General features: G+C 57.9%; 15 protein-coding genes and 1 tRNA gene. 11 read left to right on the forward strand and 5 right to left on the reverse strand.

The genetic code is table 11. The features are described 5' to 3' along the window. Nucleotides 1-156: 156 nt before the first annotated feature. The 4 genes from eat (at nt 157) to Q9R34_RS01300 (ending at nt 5,007) form a co-directional block, all read left to right on the forward strand. Nucleotides 157-1,521, forward strand: a complete 1,365-nt coding sequence (gene eat / locus Q9R34_RS01285; protein WP_485892082.1) for an ethanolamine permease — start codon at nt 157-159, stop codon at nt 1,519-1,521. Between the two features lie 63 nt (nt 1,522-1,584). Beyond that, entirely contained in the window at nt 1,585-2,925 is a 1,341-nt protein-coding gene (locus tag Q9R34_RS01290; protein ID WP_485892083.1) for an aspartate aminotransferase family protein, read from the forward strand. Between the two features lie 355 nt (nt 2,926-3,280). Next, nucleotides 3,281-4,414 carry a glutathione-independent formaldehyde dehydrogenase gene (locus tag Q9R34_RS01295; RefSeq protein WP_485892085.1) on the forward strand — a complete coding sequence of 378 codons (1,134 nt, stop codon included), beginning with the start codon at nt 3,281-3,283 and terminating at the stop codon, nt 4,412-4,414. A gap of 164 nt (nt 4,415-4,578) precedes the next feature. Then, nucleotides 4,579-5,007, forward strand: coding sequence for a GFA family protein (locus Q9R34_RS01300; RefSeq protein ID WP_485892216.1), 429 nt, complete (start codon nt 4,579-4,581; stop codon nt 5,005-5,007). Nucleotides 5,008-5,085: 78 nt separating this feature from the next. On the opposite strand, the gene Q9R34_RS01305 is transcribed toward Q9R34_RS01300, so the two are convergent. After that, nucleotides 5,086-8,202, reverse strand: a complete 3,117-nt coding sequence (locus tag Q9R34_RS01305) for a multidrug efflux RND transporter permease subunit (protein WP_485892086.1) — start codon at nt 8,200-8,202, stop codon at nt 5,086-5,088. 47 nt (nt 8,203-8,249) lie between these two features. Next, on the reverse strand, nt 8,250-9,143 hold the full coding sequence (locus Q9R34_RS01310; RefSeq protein WP_485892088.1) for an ABC transporter six-transmembrane domain-containing protein: 894 nt from the start codon (nt 9,141-9,143) through the stop codon (nt 8,250-8,252). Between the two features lie 99 nt (nt 9,144-9,242). Here Q9R34_RS01310 and Q9R34_RS01315 point away from each other — a divergent pair, with 99 nt between their 5' ends. Beyond that, nucleotides 9,243-9,818 carry a TetR/AcrR family transcriptional regulator gene (locus tag Q9R34_RS01315; RefSeq protein ID WP_485892090.1) on the forward strand — a complete coding sequence of 192 codons (576 nt, stop codon included), beginning with the start codon at nt 9,243-9,245 and terminating at the stop codon, nt 9,816-9,818. Nucleotides 9,819-9,882: 64 nt separating this feature from the next. Here Q9R34_RS01315 and Q9R34_RS01320 read toward each other — a convergent pair whose 3' ends face one another. Continuing rightward, nucleotides 9,883-11,802 carry a methyl-accepting chemotaxis protein gene (locus Q9R34_RS01320; RefSeq protein WP_485892092.1) on the reverse strand — a complete coding sequence of 640 codons (1,920 nt, stop codon included), beginning with the start codon at nt 11,800-11,802 and terminating at the stop codon, nt 9,883-9,885. 649 nt (nt 11,803-12,451) lie between these two features. Continuing rightward, nucleotides 12,452-12,528 (reverse strand) — tRNA-Arg (locus tag Q9R34_RS01325). Between the two features lie 181 nt (nt 12,529-12,709). Between Q9R34_RS01325 and folD the strand changes: the two genes are divergently transcribed. Together folD and ybcJ are read left to right on the forward strand one after the other, a co-directional pair. Further along, on the forward strand, nt 12,710-13,576 hold the full coding sequence (folD, locus tag Q9R34_RS01330) for a bifunctional methylenetetrahydrofolate dehydrogenase/methenyltetrahydrofolate cyclohydrolase FolD (protein WP_048781500.1): 867 nt from the start codon (nt 12,710-12,712) through the stop codon (nt 13,574-13,576). Next, nucleotides 13,576-13,788, forward strand: coding sequence for a ribosome-associated protein YbcJ (gene ybcJ, locus Q9R34_RS01335; protein ID WP_048781499.1), 213 nt, complete (start codon nt 13,576-13,578; stop codon nt 13,786-13,788). Before folD ends, ybcJ begins: the two co-directional genes overlap by 1 nt. A 181-nt stretch (nt 13,789-13,969) precedes the next feature. Here ybcJ and cysS read toward each other — a convergent pair whose 3' ends face one another. After that, nucleotides 13,970-15,355 carry a cysteine--tRNA ligase gene (cysS, locus tag Q9R34_RS01340; RefSeq protein WP_434123944.1) on the reverse strand — a complete coding sequence of 462 codons (1,386 nt, stop codon included), beginning with the start codon at nt 15,353-15,355 and terminating at the stop codon, nt 13,970-13,972. A 217-nt stretch (nt 15,356-15,572) separates the two neighbouring features. On the opposite strand from cysS, the gene ppiB reads away from it, so the two are divergent. The 4 genes from ppiB (at nt 15,573) to purK (ending at nt 18,485) form a co-directional block, all read left to right on the forward strand. Next, nucleotides 15,573-16,067, forward strand: a complete 495-nt coding sequence (gene ppiB / locus Q9R34_RS01345; protein ID WP_033752889.1) for a peptidylprolyl isomerase B — start codon at nt 15,573-15,575, stop codon at nt 16,065-16,067. Then, nucleotides 16,067-16,783, forward strand: a complete 717-nt coding sequence (locus Q9R34_RS01350; protein ID WP_485892095.1) for a UDP-2,3-diacylglucosamine diphosphatase — start codon at nt 16,067-16,069, stop codon at nt 16,781-16,783. Before ppiB ends, Q9R34_RS01350 begins: the two co-directional genes overlap by 1 nt. Nucleotides 16,784-16,914: 131 nt before the next feature. Next, nucleotides 16,915-17,424, forward strand: coding sequence for a 5-(carboxyamino)imidazole ribonucleotide mutase (gene purE, locus Q9R34_RS01355; RefSeq protein WP_434123946.1), 510 nt, complete (start codon nt 16,915-16,917; stop codon nt 17,422-17,424). Then, nucleotides 17,421-18,485 carry a 5-(carboxyamino)imidazole ribonucleotide synthase gene (gene purK / locus Q9R34_RS01360; protein WP_485892096.1) on the forward strand — a complete coding sequence of 355 codons (1,065 nt, stop codon included), beginning with the start codon at nt 17,421-17,423 and terminating at the stop codon, nt 18,483-18,485. The genes purE and purK overlap by 4 nt, the downstream gene beginning before the upstream one ends. The last annotated feature ends 14 nt before the right edge of the window (nt 18,486-18,499 follow it).

The following is an 18,499-nucleotide window of genomic DNA, read 5'->3' on the forward strand; positions in this document are numbered from 1 at the left end:
TGGCAGAGTCACGACGGCCTGAGCCGGGGCGACTTGACCCCAGCCGACGCGTTTCTGTTTTCTGCGGTCAAGTTTTTCTGTTGGGGCTGTGTCCATCATCTACCCGTCAGCTTTTGAGGCATCGCTTTTCACTTTACGCAGACGGGGAACGCCGTGATGAAAGAGAAACTGAAACCCACCCTAGGCACCCTGCAACTCTGGGGTATCGCCGTGGGACTGGTGATATCGGGCGAGTATTTTGGCTGGAGCTATGGCTGGGGCGCCGCGGGTACCCTGGGCTTTCTGGTCACGACGCTGTTTGTCGCCGCCATGTACACCTGCTTTATCTTCAGCTTTACCGAACTGACGACCGCCATTCCGCAGGCAGGCGGGCCGTTCGCTTACAGCCGTCGCGCCTTCGGCGATACCGGTGGGTTAATTGCGGGCATTGCCACCCTAATCGAGTTTGTCTTCGCGCCTCCGGCCATCGCCATGGCGATAGGCGCTTACCTCAATGTGCAGTTTCCGGCAGTGAACCCCAAACTTATCGCGGTCTGCGCCTACCTGATCTTTATGGGCCTCAACATCATCGGCGTCAGCATTGCGGCAACCTTTGAGCTGCTGGTCACGCTGCTGGCGGTGATTGAGCTGCTGGTGTTTATGGGCGTGGTGGCGCCGGGCTTCAGCCTGACGAACTTTGTGGCGCACGGCTGGGCGGGAGAAGAGACGTTCTCGCTGGCCTCGGTGTCCGGCATATTTGCCGCGATTCCTTTTGCCATCTGGTTTTTCCTGGCCATTGAAGGCGTCGCGATGGCGGCCGAAGAGGCAAAAGATCCGCGTCGCACCATTCCCCGCGCCTATATCAGCGGCATTTTAACGCTGGTGGTGCTGGCGGTGGGCGTCATGGTGTTTGCGGGCGGTGCGGGCGACTGGCGCACGCTTTCCGGCATCAACGATCCGCTGCCGCAGGCGATGAAAATGCTGGTCGGTAACGATTCGCGCTGGATGCACATGCTGGTATGGATTGGGCTGTTCGGTCTGATCGCCAGTTTTCACGGCATTATCATGGGCTACTCTCGCCAGTTCTTTGCGCTGGCGCGGGAGGGCTACCTGCCGCCGTCGCTGGCGAAGCTGTCGCGCTTCAACACGCCGCACCGCGCGATTCTGGCGGGCGGTGCGGTCGGCATCCTGGCGATTTTCTCTGACGGCATCAGCTTTCAGGGAATGAGTCTGACCGCCGCGATGATAACCATGTCGGTGTTTGGCGCCATCGTTATGTACATCATGAGCATGCTGAGCCTGTTTAAACTGCGCCGCACCGATCCGACCCTGGCGCGCAGCTACCGCGCGCCGGGTTACCCGGTGATCCCGGGTATTGCCCTGTGTGGCTCGGCGATCTGCCTGATCGCGATGCTGTGGTTTAACCCGCAGATCGGCGCACTGTTTGTGGGCTTTATGGTCGCGGGCTATCTCTATTTCCTGACCACCCACTCCCGCCGCGGCGCCATCGCGCAGACCTCGGTTGCCGCAGAAACCGACTAACGCCTGTTTAAGCCCTGCTGCGCATAGCCTGCGGTAGGGCAGTACAAAGACCAAGGAGTCACGATGACGGTACGTTCAACCATAATGGATACCAACAGCTTTCGCGCTGAACATGCGGACAGGCTGACGCCAGACATTCGACAGCTGACCGATAAGCGCAGCCGGGTGCTGGGCGAGTCATACCGGCTTTTTTACCGCAACCCGGTGCATCTGGTGCGCGGACAGGGCCAGTATCTGTGGGATAAGGCGGGCAATCAGTATCTGGATATGTACAACAACGTGGCCAGCATAGGTCACTGTCATCCCGCGGTGGTGGAGGCGGTGCATCAACAGATGATGCAGCTGAATACGCATACCCGTTACCTGCACGAATCGATCCTGGCGTACAGCGATCGCATTCTGGCCACCCTGCCCGCGGAAATCGATCGGGCTATGTATATGTGTACCGGCTCCGAAGCGAACGATCTGGCTATCCGCATTGCCCAGTGCTGGAGCGGCGGCACCGGGATCATCGTCTCCAGAGAAGCCTATCACGGCACCAGCGCGCTCACCTCCGGCGTCTCGCCCGCGCTGGGCAGCGGCCAGCCGCTTTCACCGCATACCCGGCTGGTGGCGCCGCCCGACTTTTATCGCATCCAGACAGCCGACCAGGGCGCATGGTTCGCGCAGGCAATTCAGCGGCAGATCGACGATATGGCCGCGCACGGCATCAGGTTTGCCGGTTTTCTGGCCGATTCGATCTTCTCGTCAGACGGCGTATTGCCTGGCCAGCCGGGCTTTTTACAACAGGCGATTGATGTCGTGCATCAGAACGGCGGTATCTTTATCGCCGACGAAGTGCAGCCAGGTTTTGCCCGCACTGGCGAGGCCTTTTGGGGCTTTGCCCGACACGGCGTGGTGCCCGATGTGGTCACCACCGGTAAACCCATGGGGAACGGCATTCCGGTGTCCGGCCTGATGGCGAAAGCGCCGGTGATGGCAGCGTTTAGCGATGCGCTGCCTTACTTTAATACCTTTGGCGGCAATCCGGTTTCCATGGCGGCGGCCCATGCGGTGATGGATGTGATTGAGCAGGAAGCGCTTCAGGCGCACAGCCTGAAAACCGGCGCCGCGCTGCTGGCGGCGCTGCAATCCCTGCAGGCCGCTTACCCTTGCATCGGCGACGTGCGTGGCGCGGGGCTGTTTATCGGGTTTGAACTGGTGAAGGACAGGGAGAGTAAGCAGCCGGATAAACGGCTGGCGCTCGACCTGGTGGAGGCGCTACGCGAAGAGTTTGTGCTGACCTCCGTCGCCGGGCCCTACGGCAACGTGCTGAAAATCCGTCCGCCGCTCTGTTTCCAGATGCACGATATCGACTGGGTGGTGAGTGCGATGGATCGCTGTCTGAGGAAGCTACAGGGGTGAACTTGTCCCCATTTTGCCGTCCGCTATGCGCACATAGCGGACTTACTGGTTAATAAAGCAGACCCGGATAGCCGTGGGCAGGCATTTCCTCCTGTTTCGGCCATGACTATCGCCTCCATAGCGTGCACATCCATGCCTTCTGCAGAGGCCGGAGCCGCATTCTGCGCCTGCATTGCCCTGTCTGGCATCGCTTTTGCCGCCGGGAGGAGCGGCGTGCCCTGCGTCATGTTCATGCAGATAAGAACTATCTCGATCGCCGCGCTGACGATCGCGTTATGCCTCATGACAGCTAAGCTTAGTTGACACTCACTCGGCCGGGCAGCCGTTCCTTCCCGGTCGCCATCAGGAGAAGCGCATGAAAGCAGTAATTTACAACGGTCCCTACGATGTCAAAGTAAAAGAGGTACCGGATGCGAAAATTGTCCGCCCCACCGATGTCCTTGTCCGCATTACCACCACCAATATCTGTGGCTCTGACCTGCATATGTATGAGGGCCGGACCAGCTTTGAGCAGGGCCGTATTTTAGGGCACGAAAATCTGGGTGAGGTGGTTGAAATTGGCTCTGGCGTTGAGCGTATTAAGGTCGGGGACTATGTCTGCCTGCCGTTCAACATCGGATGCGGTTTTTGCGAGAATTGTGAAAAAGGTCTGACAGGCTTTTGCCTCACCGCCAATCCTGGCACCGCAGGCGCAGCCTATGGGTTTGCGGAAATGGGCCCATGGGAAGGCGGTCAGGCGGAGCTGCTTCGGGTCCCCTTCGCGGACTTTAACTGCCTCGTGCTCCCGCCTGATGCAGTGGAAAAAGAAGATGATTATGTGATGCTCTCTGACATCTTCCCGACCGGCTGGCATGCAACTGAGCTCGCCGGATTAAAGCCGGGTGAAAGCGTTGCTATTTACGGCGCGGGGCCGGTAGGTTTGATGGCGGCCCACTCAGCCATTATCAAAGGGGCTTCACAGGTGTTTGTGGTGGATACACACCAGGACCGTTTAGCCCTGGCAGAGAAGCTGGGGGCGACAGCCATCAATGCGGTCGGCGATGAAGCTGTGCAAAAAATTCTCGACCTGACGGATGGCCGCGGCACCGATTGCGGCTGTGAGTGCGTGGGCTATCAGTGCTGTAACAAACATGGCCATGAAGATAATTCGGTCACCATGAACAGCCTGGTGGCGTCAACCAAAGCCACCGGAGGAATTGGGGTGGTTGGCGTCTTCATTCCTCAGGATCCGGGCGCGGCGTCCGACCTCGCCAGACAAGGTAAAATGCCGTTTGATTTCGGCAGCTTTTGGTTCAAAGGACAGGCAATACGTACCGGACAGGCAAACGTGAAAGCCTATAACCGTCAGCTGGCCCGTCTGATCCATCAGGGGAAAGCCAGCCCGGGCGACATCATCTCACATCGCCTTTCGCTCGAAGAGGCGCCTGTGGGATATAAACACTTTGACGATCGCGACGAAGGATGGACAAAGGTTATCCTTAAGCCTTAACTGACCCTGGCCAGTAAAAACATCTGAAATGTGGATGTCGACAGGATACCCTTGCGTATCCTGTCATCGGGCTACTCTTCCTCTGTCAGGCAATGACCGATGCAATACTGCTGCAGCCGCTATTGTCGGTTGCAGTACACATGGCTGTGCCAGGATGGTTTGAAATGAACGGATCGTGTTTGTGTGGAGCAGTCGTATTTAAACTGGCTGAAAAGCCTGCCCTGTTTTATCGTTGCCATTGCTCGCTTTGCAGAAAGCAGAGTGGCGTCGGCTACAATCTTGCCACGCTGGTGAAAAGCGCCGGATTCAGATGGATTAACGGCGAAAATGGCATTGTTTCATGGTCAAAACCGACTGGCTACCGGACAGATTTTTGCAGACTGTGCGGTTCGACGGTGCCTAACCCCTTGCGCGGCGAGCCTTATGTCTGGATCCCCGTTGGCTTACTGGATGAGCGGCTTGAAATGCAATGCGCAGGAGACTTCTGTACTGATGATGCCATGCCCTGGGATAAGACGCGCTCATCTCAATGCCATGCCGGACCTGTCGACTCGCTGGCGTCACTTTTAACGTGTCTGAAACTCACTTCCTGAAGACTGGCGACGGCAATCAAGCAGATGTTTCAGAAAAGAGTAACCCCAGGGCAGCCATAACTGCCCTGAGCCGATCGATCAGGCTTTATTAACTCTTTTTAGCGCGCCACTCAGCCTTTGCACCCCAGAAGTAACAATGACAAAGAACGCCGGTACGAAGAAGATGGCCAGCAGCGTGCCGCTGATCATGCCGCCAAAAACGCCTGTGCCAATCGCATTCTGGGTGCTTTTACTGGCCCCGCTCGCCAGCATCAGCGGCACTACGCCAAGGGTAAAAGCCAGCGACGTCATGATAATGGGTCGCAGGCGTAATCGCGCGGCCTCTCTGGCGGCCTCAGCTAACGGTTTCCCCTGCGCATAAAGCTGCCGCGCAAATTCGACAATGAGGATGGCGTTTTTGGCTGAAAGTCCGATAAGCGTAATCATGCCGACTTTGAAAAAAACGTCGTTCGACATCCCTGCGATAAACACCGCCAGCAGCGCGCCCGCCATACCCAGTGGAACGACCAGTATGACTGAAAGCGGCACGGACCAGCTCTCATAGAGCGCGGCAAGCACCAGAAAGACAACCAGCACGGATAAGGCTATCAACAACGGCATCTGCGCCGCGGTGCTGCGCTCCTGCAGCGAGGCACCGGTCCACTCAACGAAATAGCCTGTCGGCAATGAGGCCGCGAGCTTATCCATCTCAGCCATCGCCGCGCCGCTGGCGTAACCGTCGCCGGGGCTGCCGGCAATTTTAATGGCGGGGTAGCCCTGATAACGATTGAGCTGCTGCGGCGACTGCGACCAGTTTGCCGTGACAAAAACCGACAGCGGCACCATCTCGCCCGACGCATTCCTGACGTAAAGCTTCAGCAGATCCGCCAGCTGCATGCGGTAGGCGGAATCCGCCTGCACAATGACCTGCTGCACCCGCCCATTATTTACGTAATCATTCACGTAATTTGAGCCGATGGCGGCTGACAGCACCTGATTAATGTCGTCAAAGCTGACGCCCATTGCCTGCGCTTTCTCCCTGTCCACCTCGAGTGCAGCGCTGACGCCCTCGGGCAACCCCTCGATGTAGACATCTTTCATCACGCCACTCTGGTTGGCCTTTTCCGTCAGCGCCGTAGCCGACTCCAGCAGGGCGGCGTAGCCGCGCCCGGCGCGATCCTCAAGGTAAAGAGTAAAACCTGATGAGGTTCCCATATCGGAGATGGCGGGCGGCATCAGGCTCATAACCGTGGCGGCGGCGTCGTTGCTCATTGTGGTCTGAACAAATTCCGCTTCGCCATCCGCGGTTGCGCCCTGGCGTTCGCCCCACTCCTTCAGCGTGGTAAAGGCCATCGCGGTGTTCGGGCCGGAGCCGGAAAAACCAAAGCCGAAAACAGAGATATTGCTGGCAATGCCGGGCCTTTCCATAATCGCTTTTTCAAGCCGATCGACCACATAGCGGGTTCTTTCCTGCGTGGCGTCTGACGGCAGCTGGATTGACGTCATAAAGTAGCCCTGATCCTCATCGGGGATAAAAGATGAAGGCAGCGCCGACCAGGCAACAAAAATTACCGCGCACAGCGCCGCGTAAATCAGCATGAGGCGGCCGCAGCGGCGCAGCGTGGCGTGCAATCCTCGATCATAGCGGACAGTCAGGGCATGGAAGCGGCGGTTAAACCAGCCTGCAAAGCCCCTCTTCTCCTCGCCGTGCTGCGCAATCGGCTTCAGCAGCGACGCGCACAGCGCGGGAGTCATGGTCAGCGCAAGGAAAGCCGAGAAGAGAATAGAAACGGCCATCGAGAGGGTGAACTGGCGATAGATAACACCGACCGAGCCGGTCGCGAATCCCATCGGGATAAACACGGCGGTCAGCACCAGCGTAATGCCGATAATCGCCGGCGTGATCTCGCGCATCGCCTCACGCGTCGCCTCTTTCGGCGACAGGCCTTTTTCCGCCATCAGGCGTTCAACGCTCTCTACCACCACAATCGCATCGTCCACGATGATGCCGATGGCCAGCACCATGCCGAACATGGTCAGCACATTAGTGGAAAATCCGCTCGCCAGCATCACGGTAAAGGTGCCGAGCAGCGCCACCGGCGCGACAATTGCCGGAATTAAGGTGTAGCGCAGGTTTTGCAGAAACAGCAGCATCACCAGGAAAACCAGCACCATGGCTTCAATAAAGGTGTGTATCACTTTTTCAATCGAGAGCTTCACAAAGGGCGCGGTATCAAACGGCACCGAGAACGCCATGCCCTGCGGCAGCACCGTTGAGAGTTCATTCAGTCGTGAACGCACGCCTTCTGCGGTGCTGACGGCATTGGCGCCGGGCATCAGCTGAATCGCTGCGGCCGTGGCGGCGTGTCCATTTTCGCGAATAGCGAACGCATAGCTTTGCAGCCCCTGCTCCACGCGCGCCACGTCAGCCAGCCGAACGCGCGAGCCGTTGCTCAGCGCCTTAAGCGTAATGTTGCGGAAATCCTCCACCGAACTGAGCTGTCCGCGCACCGTAAGCGGGTAAGTAACGGATTGTCCGGGCTGGGCCGGTTCATCGCCGATTCTGCCGGGCGAGACCTGCGCGTTCTGCTGGCTCAGGGCGGTAGTAACGTCGCTGACCGACAGCTTGTAGTTGAACAGTTTGATTGGATCCAGCCATATGCGCATCGCTTTCTCCGCGCCGAACAGCTGAACTTTGCCGACGCCCGGCACGCGCCGCAGCTCCTCAGAAAGGTTACGCGCAAAATAGTCGCTCAGGTCCTGCTCACTGAACTGCCCCGTGGGCGAACGCAGCCCGACGATCATCAGAAAGCCAGCGTTGGCCGCCTCCACGTTTAGCCCGTTCTGGCGGACGGTTTGCGGCAGACGGGGTTCCACCACCTTGATTTTGTTCTGCACATCAACCTGAGCGAGCTTGATGTCCGTGCCGGGTTTAAAGGTCACCGTGATGCTGGCCGTGCCTGAGGTATCGCTTGAAGATTCGAAGTAGAGTATGTCGTCGACGCTGGAGATCTCTCTTTCGATCAGCGAGATGACCGACTCATTCATGGTTTCTGGCGTGGCGCCCGGATAGGTCACCGTTATGCTGACCCCCGGCGGCGCCACCGACGGATACTGCGCCACCGGCAGCTGCGGTATGGCAATGACGCCTGCCAGGACGATAAACAGGGCGATCACCCAGGCAAAAACAGGCCTTTCAATAAAAAATTGCGGCATCGAAGTATCCGGTGGTTAAGCAGGAGGAGGTCACTGTTGCGTTACGCTCAGAGTTGCCCGGTGTTGACGCGGCGGCCGATATCTTTGAGCTGGGAGTACTTCTCCAGCAGCTGCGGAGCGTCATCCAGACTCATGGCGAACATCCACATATAGGTCATCACCGAATAGATGTGACCAGAATCGTGAACGCCGTTTAGCGTCATGCAGAGAATGGTCATGGCAAACAGCAGCGCGGTCACGCATCCAATGGCCAGATATCCCATGGCTTCACGATCGGAGAGTCGGATACGCAAACCGGCCAGCACGCCGTAATGCCTCGTCAACGCAGGCGCTCTGGCGGTGCTGACAAAGCCCACCTCTTTTTCCAGTCGGTTATTGAGACGTACAAACAGCGCTTCGTTTTTACGCGTGAAGCCGGGCAGAAAGCCGGCAAAGAAAACCAGGATGGCAATGCAGGCGATGCCGGTCCAGAACTCTATAGCCAGCAGCATCGCAGCGGCTCCCGTAATCGACGCGGCGGAGGTGATTAGCACTGGCAGATGCTTCTCGAAAAAATCGACGAATTCGCGCGACAGCGTCACGCGAGCGACAATGGTCGATGCGCCCTGATTTTCGCTGCGCTGCGTCAGGATCACCGGCACCGCCAGCTCGGCGTAAATACGGGCAAACGTGCGGGTATCTACGCTGCGGCGCGCCGCGCCAATCGCCCACATGACAAAGACCATGCCCGCGTAAAGCATTGCGTGCAGTGCCCGCCCTGAAAGCATGGCGTTGATGGCAAATCCCGCCAGTAGCGGATAGAGCAGATACATTACGTTCTCGGCAACCACCAGCAAAAATGTCAGCAGTAGCTTTTTACGATGCCGACGCCCTAACTTTTTCAGGGTCTGGAGGGCGCTGCGAGCAGGCGCAGGCGGCGCTGGCGTTTTAAATATTTGCATGTTTAACTTCTGATTATGATGTACTTGAGCGGCTGCTCAAAACTGAAGCGAGTCTATTTGAGCGCTTGCTCAAAGTCAATGCAGGGAAATAACGAACCTATGCCAGTAGAAAACCTTCGGACTAAAATCCTCGACGGCGCGATAGCGCTTTTTATCGATAAAGGCATCGATAAGGTGACGACCCGGGAGCTTACCGAGCATGTCGGTATCTCACGTAGCCATATCTATCACTATTTCCGCGACTGGCGATCGCTCAGGCTGGAGGCGGTTGAGCGTTTCATGCAGGCCGATCTTGATGCTTTTAAAGAGGCTATTGCCGGTTTCGCGCCTGATGTCGCGCTTGATGTTTTTATTACCAGTTTGCCTGCAACCCAGGATGCGGACTGGCTGCTGTACAATTCGGTCTGGACGCAGGCCCAGCACGATCCGGCCTATGCTGATTTGGCCATGAACAACATGAACAGATGGTTTAGCCTTTTAGAAAGGCTCATCGAGACGGGCGTGGGCCAGGGGCTTTACCGGCAGGTCGATGTAGCGCGCACCGCCCGTATGATAGGCGGCGCGGTGAATGGCTATGCCGATATTCTGAGCGTCAGTCCGACAGCAGAAGGCTTTCAGCAGGCGAAAGAGGATTTGCGCTATTTGGTTAAACAGCTTTTAAGCGTTGCTGAGTAGATAACGGGCATTCGCTGGGCACTGCTGCCGTTCAGCGCCCCTCCTCACGAGGGGCGCTAATCAATCAAAAGGTTACCCACTCTTTATCAGCAGACGTAGCGGATACCGGCATCTTAGGAGTGGCTCGGTTATCCGGCACGCTCTGATGCACTGCCGGTAGGGACGACGGCAGCCGGAAGATGGAGACGGTTCTTTCCAGCCCAAGCGCCTGTTCTTCAAGACTGCTGGCCGCAGCAGAAGACTCCTCCACCAGCGCCGCGTTCTGCTGTGTAGTGGTATCCATTTCCGTCATCGCCTGAGCGATCTGGGTAATTCCACGATTCTGCTCATCCGACGCTGCGGCAATTTCGCCCATGATATCCCTGACCTGCGAAACGGACTGGACGATATCCTGCATCGTATCTCCGGCGCGATTGACCAGCTCCGTCCCGCCGTTGACCCGATCCAGCGATTCCCGGATTAACGTTTCAATCTCTTTTGCAGCCAGCGAACTCCGCTGTGCCAGATTTCTTACCTCGCCGGCAACGACGGCAAATCCACGCCCCTGCTCACCCGCCCGCGCCGCTTCAACAGCCGCATTCAGCGCCAGAATATTGGTCTGAAAGGCGATGCCGTTTATCACCGAAATGATCTCGCCGATTTTTCCTGAGCTCTGGCTGATGCCGCCCATCGTGGTAATAACATCCCTGATGATCTCCCCGCCACGACCGGCATTATGCGAAGCCTCAGTGGCCAGGCGGCTGGCGTGGTGCGCGTTTTCGGCGTTCTGTTTGACCGTCGAAGTCAGCTCTTCCATACTGGCTGCGGTTTCAACGACGGCTGCGGATTGCTGCTCTGTTCGCGATGACAAATCGATATTGCCTGCGGCAATTTCGGAGGATGCACGCGCCACGCCGTTTACGCCGTCACGAACGCGTGAAATGATTGTGCGCAGGCTCAGGTTCATGGCGTTAACCGCTGTCATGAGCTGCCCCAGCTCATCAGCGCGCGTGCTGGTGATTTCCGAGGTCAAATCGCCCTCCGCAATACGCTGCGCGGAAGAGAGCGTTTCTTTAAGGGGACGGGTAATGCTGCGGGTCATCTGCCATGCAACCAGAAGGCTAAGCACAATACAGGCGATGGTGGTAAAAGCAATCTGCCAGAGCGCCGTCTGAATATACTTGCCTGCCATTTCTGACTGATAAAGCGCTAACGCTGTCATCGCTTTATTCAGCGACACGGCGGCTCCGGTCATCTCGTCTGAAGCCCCTTTTTCTGTATGTACCTGCTGTAGATAGTTCTGCAACCGAGCGGGCATAGCTGCGCTTTTCTGCTGCATGGCCGTTAATATCCCGTTGAGCAAAGCATCATCAGAGGTCCCAGCCGCTGCCATCAGCGGCTGACTCTCATTGAGTTGCCCGATGAGGGTATTCAACAAGGCTTCATCTGGCTTTGCCAGATAATCCCGCAATGTCAAAGAAAGAGAATCAATTTTCGATTTCAGTGAAAAAATCGCTGCCGCCGTTTCAGAAGGGACAAAAGAGGCACGCGAACTGAGCTTCTCAGCGAATGAAGGAAAGGCCATCGCGGCGAGTTCCGCTAACGCGCTGTCGGTGTTGTTTGTCGCGGCAAGAAAGCGCGCTCGTTTATCCTGATACTGTTTCAAATTTTGCTCGAGCTGAACGACTTTTGCCTCGCCTTCGGCAGACCATACGTGCTCTTCCAGATCATCCTTCAATACGGTGAGCTTATTCATCGCCGCCCCGTTAAGCTCAAAATATTTTTTATCCCTGGTATATTGAAACAGCGTCCGATTGAGCCTGGCGTCACTGAGCGTATTGGCCATATTAACGATAATGTCACGTTTAGCTGAGTTTTCCTGAATGCTAAAAAAACAGCGGAACGCAAGCAGCGCAATGATGACAGAGGCAAAGATAACTAACGCGAAACCCAGCGTTAATTTGCCACCTATCTTCAGGCCTGTAAAAATGTTCATAACTTTCATCGATAAAGCCCCTTTGGCAGTTTTCAGTGGCAAAAAGCCCTGCTGGATATCTGCTTTATCGGAAAAGTCGCCATAAAATTTATATTAACTTCGGGATAAATCTCACCTGCCTCAATTAAAATTGACCAGGATCAAATTTCTTCATTGAAAATAAGCGGAAGAACATTAAGGTATCTAACCATTAACTGCGCAATAATAAACGTTAAAAGGGAAATAGCGTGCCCCACTCTCTTTGATTTTATCTGAATAAAAATTTTAGGATTAGAAACCTGGTTTTCCTTTTCAGATGAAACAACAACTATTTAATTGCGAAAAAATATGGATCAAAAAACCCTTTGCCACATTATTGAAAAGAAAAAAACCTGGCTCTAAAGTAAACAACAGGCATGACGATAATGTTAATAGCCTCACCAGGGAAATCTTCTAAAAATAAAAAAAACACTTTGCCCCCTCAACACGGGGGCATTTTTTTGCTGCTATTACAGACCTTCTAAATACGGCTATCCGGCAGGAAATGATCCCGGATAGTACCGCACACTTACCAGCGACGCGTCGCCATGGCCGGACAGGAAATCGACAAACCGCATCAGACGCCGGTTTATTTTTTATCGGTTTTGAAGAATTCACGCAGAGGTAAAGGAAGAGAAAATGGCACGCCCTACAGGATTCGAACCTGTGACCTACGGCTTAGAAGGCCGGTGCTCTATCCAGCTGAGCTAAGGGCGCACGGGGATGGCGAGGATTATACGGCGAGACCTCAACGAGTCAACGGTTTTGGCCGCTGCCGCAATGCATATGTCGAAGAATCAGACAACCGGCGGCGATTCAGAACCTGACAGCGCGTCGCGCTTCTGACAGAATAGGCGCCTTTCCCCGATTCAACACAACACAGTGGATTTCCTCTCTGATGGCAGCAAAAATTATTGACGGTAAAACGATTGCGCAGCAGGTGCGCCTTGAGGTTGCGGAAAAAGTAAAGCAGCGCCTGGCGGCCGGTAAACGCGCGCCGGGTCTTGCAGTCGTGCTGGTGGGCGAAAACCCCGCTTCGCAAATCTATGTCGGCAGCAAACGCCGCGCCTGCGAAGAGGTCGGCTTTGTGTCGCGCTCTTACGATCTGCCGGCGACCACCAGCGAAGCCGATCTGCTGCAGCTGATTGACGATCTCAATGACGATCGGGAGATTGACGGCATTCTGGTGCAGCTGCCGCTGCCGGCCGGCATCGACAACGTCAAAGTGCTGGAACGCATTACCCCCGATAAAGACGTCGACGGCTTTCATCCCTACAACGTTGGCCGTCTCTGCCAGCGCGCGCCGACGCTGCGTCCCTGCACGCCGCGCGGCATTGTGACGCTGCTGGAGCGCTACAATATCGACACCTACGGCCTGAACGCCGTAGTGGTCGGCGCTTCCAATATCGTGGGCCGTCCGATGAGCATGGAGCTGCTGCTGGCGGGCTGCACCACCACCGTCACCCACCGCTTCACCAAAGATTTGCGTCACCACGTCGAGCATGCCGATCTGCTGGTAGTCGCCGTTGGTAAACCAGGTTTTATTCCGGGCGACTGGATTAAGCCGGGCGCGGTGGTGATCGATGTCGGCATCAACCGGCTGGAGAGCGGCAAAGTGGTCGGCGACGTCGATTTCGACGCGGCCTCGGCGCGCGCCTCATACATCACGCCGGTGCCGGGCGGCGTAGGGCCAATGACCGTCGCCACGCTGATCGAAAACACGCTGCACGCGTGCGAAACTTATCACGATAAAGAGGAGGCATAATGGCGACTTTTAGCCTGGGTAAACACCCACACGTCGATCTGTGCGACCTGCTGAAGCTGGAAGGCTGGGTAGAGAGCGGCGCGCAGGCCAAAATCGTTATCGCCGACGGCGAAGTGACCGTTGACGGCGCGGTGGAAACCCGCAAACGCTGCAAAATCGTGGCCGGGCAGACCGTCGCGTTCGCCGGGCAGCGCATCACCGTTACCGCCTGACGGCGGCGACAGACGGACGTCTGGCATAAAGGCCAGGCGTCCTGCCTCGCCCTACTCCTCTGCAATACGCCTCTCGCCCTGTTACTTTCTGAACCTCGCGCTGCCGCAAAAGCCGTTCCTGCCGCAGGCACAGGCTATCCGCTAAAGCATAAAAAAGGGCGCCTGAGCGCCCTTTCCGGTATTACTTACGACGCCAGGTCGAACCCTGCGGCCCATCCTCCACAATCACGCCCAGCTCGTTCAGCTTGTCGCGCGCGATATCGGCCTGCGCCCAGTTTTTCTCTCTGCGCGCGTCGGCGCGGGCCTGCACCCAGTGCTCGATCTCGGCGACGTCGTCGGCATTGGCCTGCGCGCCGCTCTGCAGAAACAGTTCGGGATCCTGTTGCAGAATACCCAGCACGTTGGCGATCTCGCGCAGCTTCGCCGCCAGCGCACTGGCCGCGTCGTTGTTTTCCCCTTTCAGACGATTGACTTCGCGCGCCATATCGAACAGCACCGAGTAGGCTTCCGGCGTGTTGAAGTCGTCGTCCATCGCCGCGCGGAAGCGCGCGTCAAACGCTTCGCCGCCCGCCGGCGCGGCGTTGCGATCGGTGTGGCGCAGCGCGGTATAGAGGCGCTCCAGCGCCGCGCGCGCCTGGTTGAGGTTCTCTTCGCCGTAGTTAAGCTGGCTGCGGTAATGGCCCGACATCAGAAAGTAGCGCACCGTTTCGGCGTCGTAGTGCTGCAGCACGTCGCGCACGGTGAAAAAGTTGCCGAGCGATTTCGACATCTTCTCGCGATCCACCATCACCATGCCGGAGTGCATCCAGTAGTTAACGTAGGGACCGTCATGGGCGCAGGTCGACTGGGCGATCTCATTTTCATGGTGGGGGAACATCAGATCCGAGCCGCCGCCGTGAATGTCGAAGTGCGCGCCGAGCTGCTTGCAGTTCATCGCCGAGCACTCGATATGCCAGCCGGGACGACCGTTGCCCCACGGCGAAGGCCAGGCGGGCTCATCCGCTTTCGACATTTTCCACAGGACGAAATCCATCGGGTTGCGCTTCACGTCGGCCACTTCCACGCGTGCGCCCGCCTGCAGTTGCTCCAGGTCCTGACGCGACAGCGCGCCGTAATCGGCATCGCTCGGCACGTCGAACATCACGTCGCCGTTGTCGGCGACATAGGCATGGCCTCGTTCAATCAGACGCTCCACCAGCTCAATAATCTCGGCGATGTGGCGCGTGGCGCGCGGCTCCTGATCCGGCGGCAGAATGCCGAGCGCGGCGAAATCCTTGTGCATCTCGCCAATCATGCGGTTGGTGAGGGTTTCAATGCTTTCGCCGTTTTCATTGGCGCGGCGAATGATCTTATCGTCGATATCGGTAATGTTGCGCACGTAGTTCAGACGATAGCCGCTGTAGCGCAGGTAGCGAGCCACCACGTCGAACGCCACGAAGGTGCGCCCATGGCCGATATGACAGAGGTCGTACACCGTGATACCGCACACGTACATGCCGATTTCGCCAGCATGGATAGGTTTGAATTCCTCTTTCTGTCGACTCAGGGTGTTATAAATCTTTAGCATTGAACAGTTCCGTTTAGACGAGTGCGGTAAACACTTTTATCAGGTTATTCAGTTATTGTGCCGTATTTTTCGCGCTTGCGCGACGGCAGCGTGCTGAGAGCGCCCCGGGCGTGCTGACGCGTCATTGGAATTTATGATATAAGAGGCGTCGACAAAAATGGCCAGCGCGCTTTGCGGCGGCCAGACCGCTGACGACAATCTTTACAGGACGAGAATGATGGTTACTTTCCAGACCAACCACGGCGACATCGTAATTAAAACCTTCGACGATAAAGCCCCCGCTACCGTGCAAAACTTCCTCGAATACTGCCGTGAAGGTTTTTACGACAACACCATTTTCCACCGTGTTATCAACGGCTTCATGATCCAGGGCGGCGGTTTTGAGCCGGGCATGAAGCAGAAAGAGACCAAAGCTGAAATTCGCAACGAAGCGAACAACGGCCTGAAAAACACCCGCGGCACCCTGGCGATGGCGCGCACCTCCGCTCCGCACTCCGCTACCGCGCAGTTCTTTATCAACGTCGCCGACAACGACTTCCTGAACTTCCGTGACGAGAGCCTGCAGGGCTGGGGTTATTGCGTGTTCGCAGAAGTGGTGGAAGGCATGGACGTGGTCGACAAAATCAAAGCGGTTTCGACCGGCCGCAGCGGCATGCACCAGGACGTACCGAAAGATGACGTCGTCATCCAGAAAGTGACCGTCAGCGAGTAATGTCGCGCACCCTGTTTATTGCAGATTTGCATCTGTGTCAGGAAGAACCGGCGATCACCGCCGGTTTTCTGCGTTTTCTGGCGCGTGAAGCGCCGCGCTGCGACGCGCTCTATATCCTGGGCGATCTGTTTGAAGCCTGGATCGGCGATGACGATCCCAACCCGCTGCACCAGCAGGTCGCCGACGCGCTGCGCGCGCTGCCGGTACCCGTCTACTTTATTCACGGCAACCGCGATTTCCTGCTCGGCCAGGCCTACGCCCGCGCCAGCGACATGACGCTGCTGCCGGAAGAGCAGGTGCTGACCTGCTACGGCCATCGCGTGCTGATCCTGCACGGCGATACGCTCTGCACCGACGACGCGGGCTATCAGCGTTTTCGCGCCAAAGTGCATCAGCGCTGGCTGCAACGCCTTTTTCTTGCCCTGCCGCTGTTTATTCGCCAGCGCATCGCCGCCCGCATGCGCGACGGCAGCAAACAGGCGAACCAGCATAAGTCGCTCGCCATTATGGACGTCAACGCCAACGCGGTGGAGGCGGCGATGGTGCGCCAGCAGACGCGCCTGATGATCCACGGCCACACCCATCGTCCCGCGATCCACCGCTTCAGCTTGCAGGGAGAGTCTGCCGAGCGCGCCGTGTTAGGCGCATGGCATGAACGCGGCTCGATGATCCAGCTGGATGCCAGCGGCATCAGCCTTGTCGAATTCGACTGGTAAAACGGCGCTCAACGTGCCGGTAAAGCAGCGACGCAACCGTTTTCCTTGCGCCCTTCTCATGCTATTCTCTGTGCCCTTCTTTACCTGACCGACCGGCCAGGTTCGTTTGTTTATTCACAGGAGTTGACCGCATGTCATCCAACGCCGCCCCGGCCCGCATTGCTATTGTAATGGGCTCCAGAAGTGACTGGTCCACTATGCAGTTCGCTGCGGAAATCCTCACCAGCCTGGATGTGCCCTTCCACGTTGAAGTGGTCTCCGCGCACCGCACGCCGGACAAGCTGTTCAGTTTCGCCGAAACCGCCGCCGACAGCGGCTATCAGGTGATTATTGCGGGCGCGGGCGGCGCGGCGCATCTGCCGGGCATGCTGGCGGCGAAAACCCTGGTGCCGGTGCTGGGCGTGCCGGTGCAGAGCGCGGCGCTGAGCGGCGTCGACAGCCTCTACTCTATCGTGCAGATGCCGCGCGGCATTCCGGTCGGCACCCTGGCGATCGGCAAAGCGGGCGCGGCCAACGCCGCCCTGCTGGCGGCACAAATTCTGGCGATCCACGACGCGGCGCTGGCCGCGCGCCTTGGCGACTGGCGCCAGGCGCAGACCGACGAGGTGCTGAGCAATCCGGATCCGCGGGAGGACGCATGAAGCCGGTTTGCGTACTGGGCAACGGCCAGCTGGGCCGTATGCTGCGCCAGGCGGGCGAGCCGCTGGGCATCGCCGTCTACCCGGTCGGCCTCGATGCCGAACCGGACGCGCTGCCGATTGCGCAGAGCGTGATCACCGCCGAAATCGAGCGCTGGCCGGAAACCGCGCTGACGCGCGAGCTGGCGGTGCATCCCGCCTTTGTGAACCGCGATATTTTTCCGCTTCTGGCAGATCGCCTGACGCAGAAGCAGCTGCTCGATCGGCTGCATCTCGCCACTGCGCCCTGGCAGCTGCTGGCCGACAAAAGCGAATGGCCGCAGGTGTTCGCCTCGCTGGGCGAGCTGGCGATCGTCAAGCGCCGCACCGGCGGCTATGACGGCCGCGGCCAGTGGCGGCTGCATGTGGATGAAACCAACGCGCTGCCGGACGAGTGCTACGGCGAATGCATCGTCGAACAGGGCATCAATTTTTCCGGCGAGGTGTCGCTGGTGGGCGCGCGCGGACAGGATGGCCGCACCGTATTCTACCCGCTGACCCACAACCTGCATCAGGAGGGCATTTTGCGCACCAGCGTCGCCTTCCCACAGGCGGACGCCGCGCAGCAGGCGCAGGCGGAAACGATGCTCGGCGCCATTATGCAGGAGCTGAACTACGTCGGCGTGATGGCGATGGAGTGCTTCGTGACGCCGGAGGGGCTGCTGATTAACGAACTGGCGCCGCGCGTGCACAACAGCGGGCACTGGACGCAGAACGGCGCCTCTGTCAGCCAGTTCGAACTGCATCTGCGCGCCGTGCTGGGCCTGCCGCTGCCGCAGCCGGTGGTGTTCGCGCCGTCGGTGATGGTCAATCTGATCGGCACCGCGCTGAACAGCGACTGGCTGCAGCAGCCGCTGGTACATCTGCACTGGTATGACAAAGAGGTGCGCCCAGGGCGCAAGGTCGGGCATCTCAACCTGACCGACAGCGACAGCGCGCGGCTGACCGCGGCGCTGGCAGCGCTGGTGCCGATGCTGCCGCCGGAGTACGCCAGCGGCATCGCCTGGGCCGCAGCGAAGTTCTGATTAGCCAGCGCTAA

The organism is Enterobacter sp. BRE11, assembly GCF_031844285.1.
In the GTDB taxonomy this organism is placed as follows: Bacteria; Pseudomonadota; Gammaproteobacteria; order Enterobacterales; family Enterobacteriaceae; genus Pantoea.

Coding starts and splice junctions, on each gene's coding strand:
- Q9R34_RS01305 (WP_485892086.1), bottom strand. CDS start 8,202: ATGCCGCAATTTTTTATTGAAAGGCCTGTTTTTGCCTGGGTGATCGCC.
- purK (WP_485892096.1), top strand. CDS start 17,421: ATGAAGCCGGTTTGCGTACTGGGCAACGGCCAGCTGGGCCGTATGCTG.
- ybcJ (WP_048781499.1), top strand. CDS start 13,576: ATGGCGACTTTTAGCCTGGGTAAACACCCACACGTCGATCTGTGCGAC.
- Q9R34_RS01350 (WP_485892095.1), top strand. CDS start 16,067: ATGTCGCGCACCCTGTTTATTGCAGATTTGCATCTGTGTCAGGAAGAA.
- Q9R34_RS01290 (WP_485892083.1), top strand. CDS start 1,585: ATGACGGTACGTTCAACCATAATGGATACCAACAGCTTTCGCGCTGAA.
- eat (WP_485892082.1), top strand. CDS start 157: ATGAAAGAGAAACTGAAACCCACCCTAGGCACCCTGCAACTCTGGGGT.
- cysS (WP_434123944.1), bottom strand. CDS start 15,355: ATGCTAAAGATTTATAACACCCTGAGTCGACAGAAAGAGGAATTCAAA.
- ppiB (WP_033752889.1), top strand. CDS start 15,573: ATGGTTACTTTCCAGACCAACCACGGCGACATCGTAATTAAAACCTTC.
- Q9R34_RS01320 (WP_485892092.1), bottom strand. CDS start 11,802: ATGAAAGTTATGAACATTTTTACAGGCCTGAAGATAGGTGGCAAATTA.
- purE (WP_434123946.1), top strand. CDS start 16,915: ATGTCATCCAACGCCGCCCCGGCCCGCATTGCTATTGTAATGGGCTCC.
- folD (WP_048781500.1), top strand. CDS start 12,710: ATGGCAGCAAAAATTATTGACGGTAAAACGATTGCGCAGCAGGTGCGC.
- Q9R34_RS01300 (WP_485892216.1), top strand. CDS start 4,579: ATGAACGGATCGTGTTTGTGTGGAGCAGTCGTATTTAAACTGGCTGAA.
- Q9R34_RS01315 (WP_485892090.1), top strand. CDS start 9,243: ATGCCAGTAGAAAACCTTCGGACTAAAATCCTCGACGGCGCGATAGCG.
- Q9R34_RS01295 (WP_485892085.1), top strand. CDS start 3,281: ATGAAAGCAGTAATTTACAACGGTCCCTACGATGTCAAAGTAAAAGAG.
- Q9R34_RS01310 (WP_485892088.1), bottom strand. CDS start 9,143: ATGCAAATATTTAAAACGCCAGCGCCGCCTGCGCCTGCTCGCAGCGCC.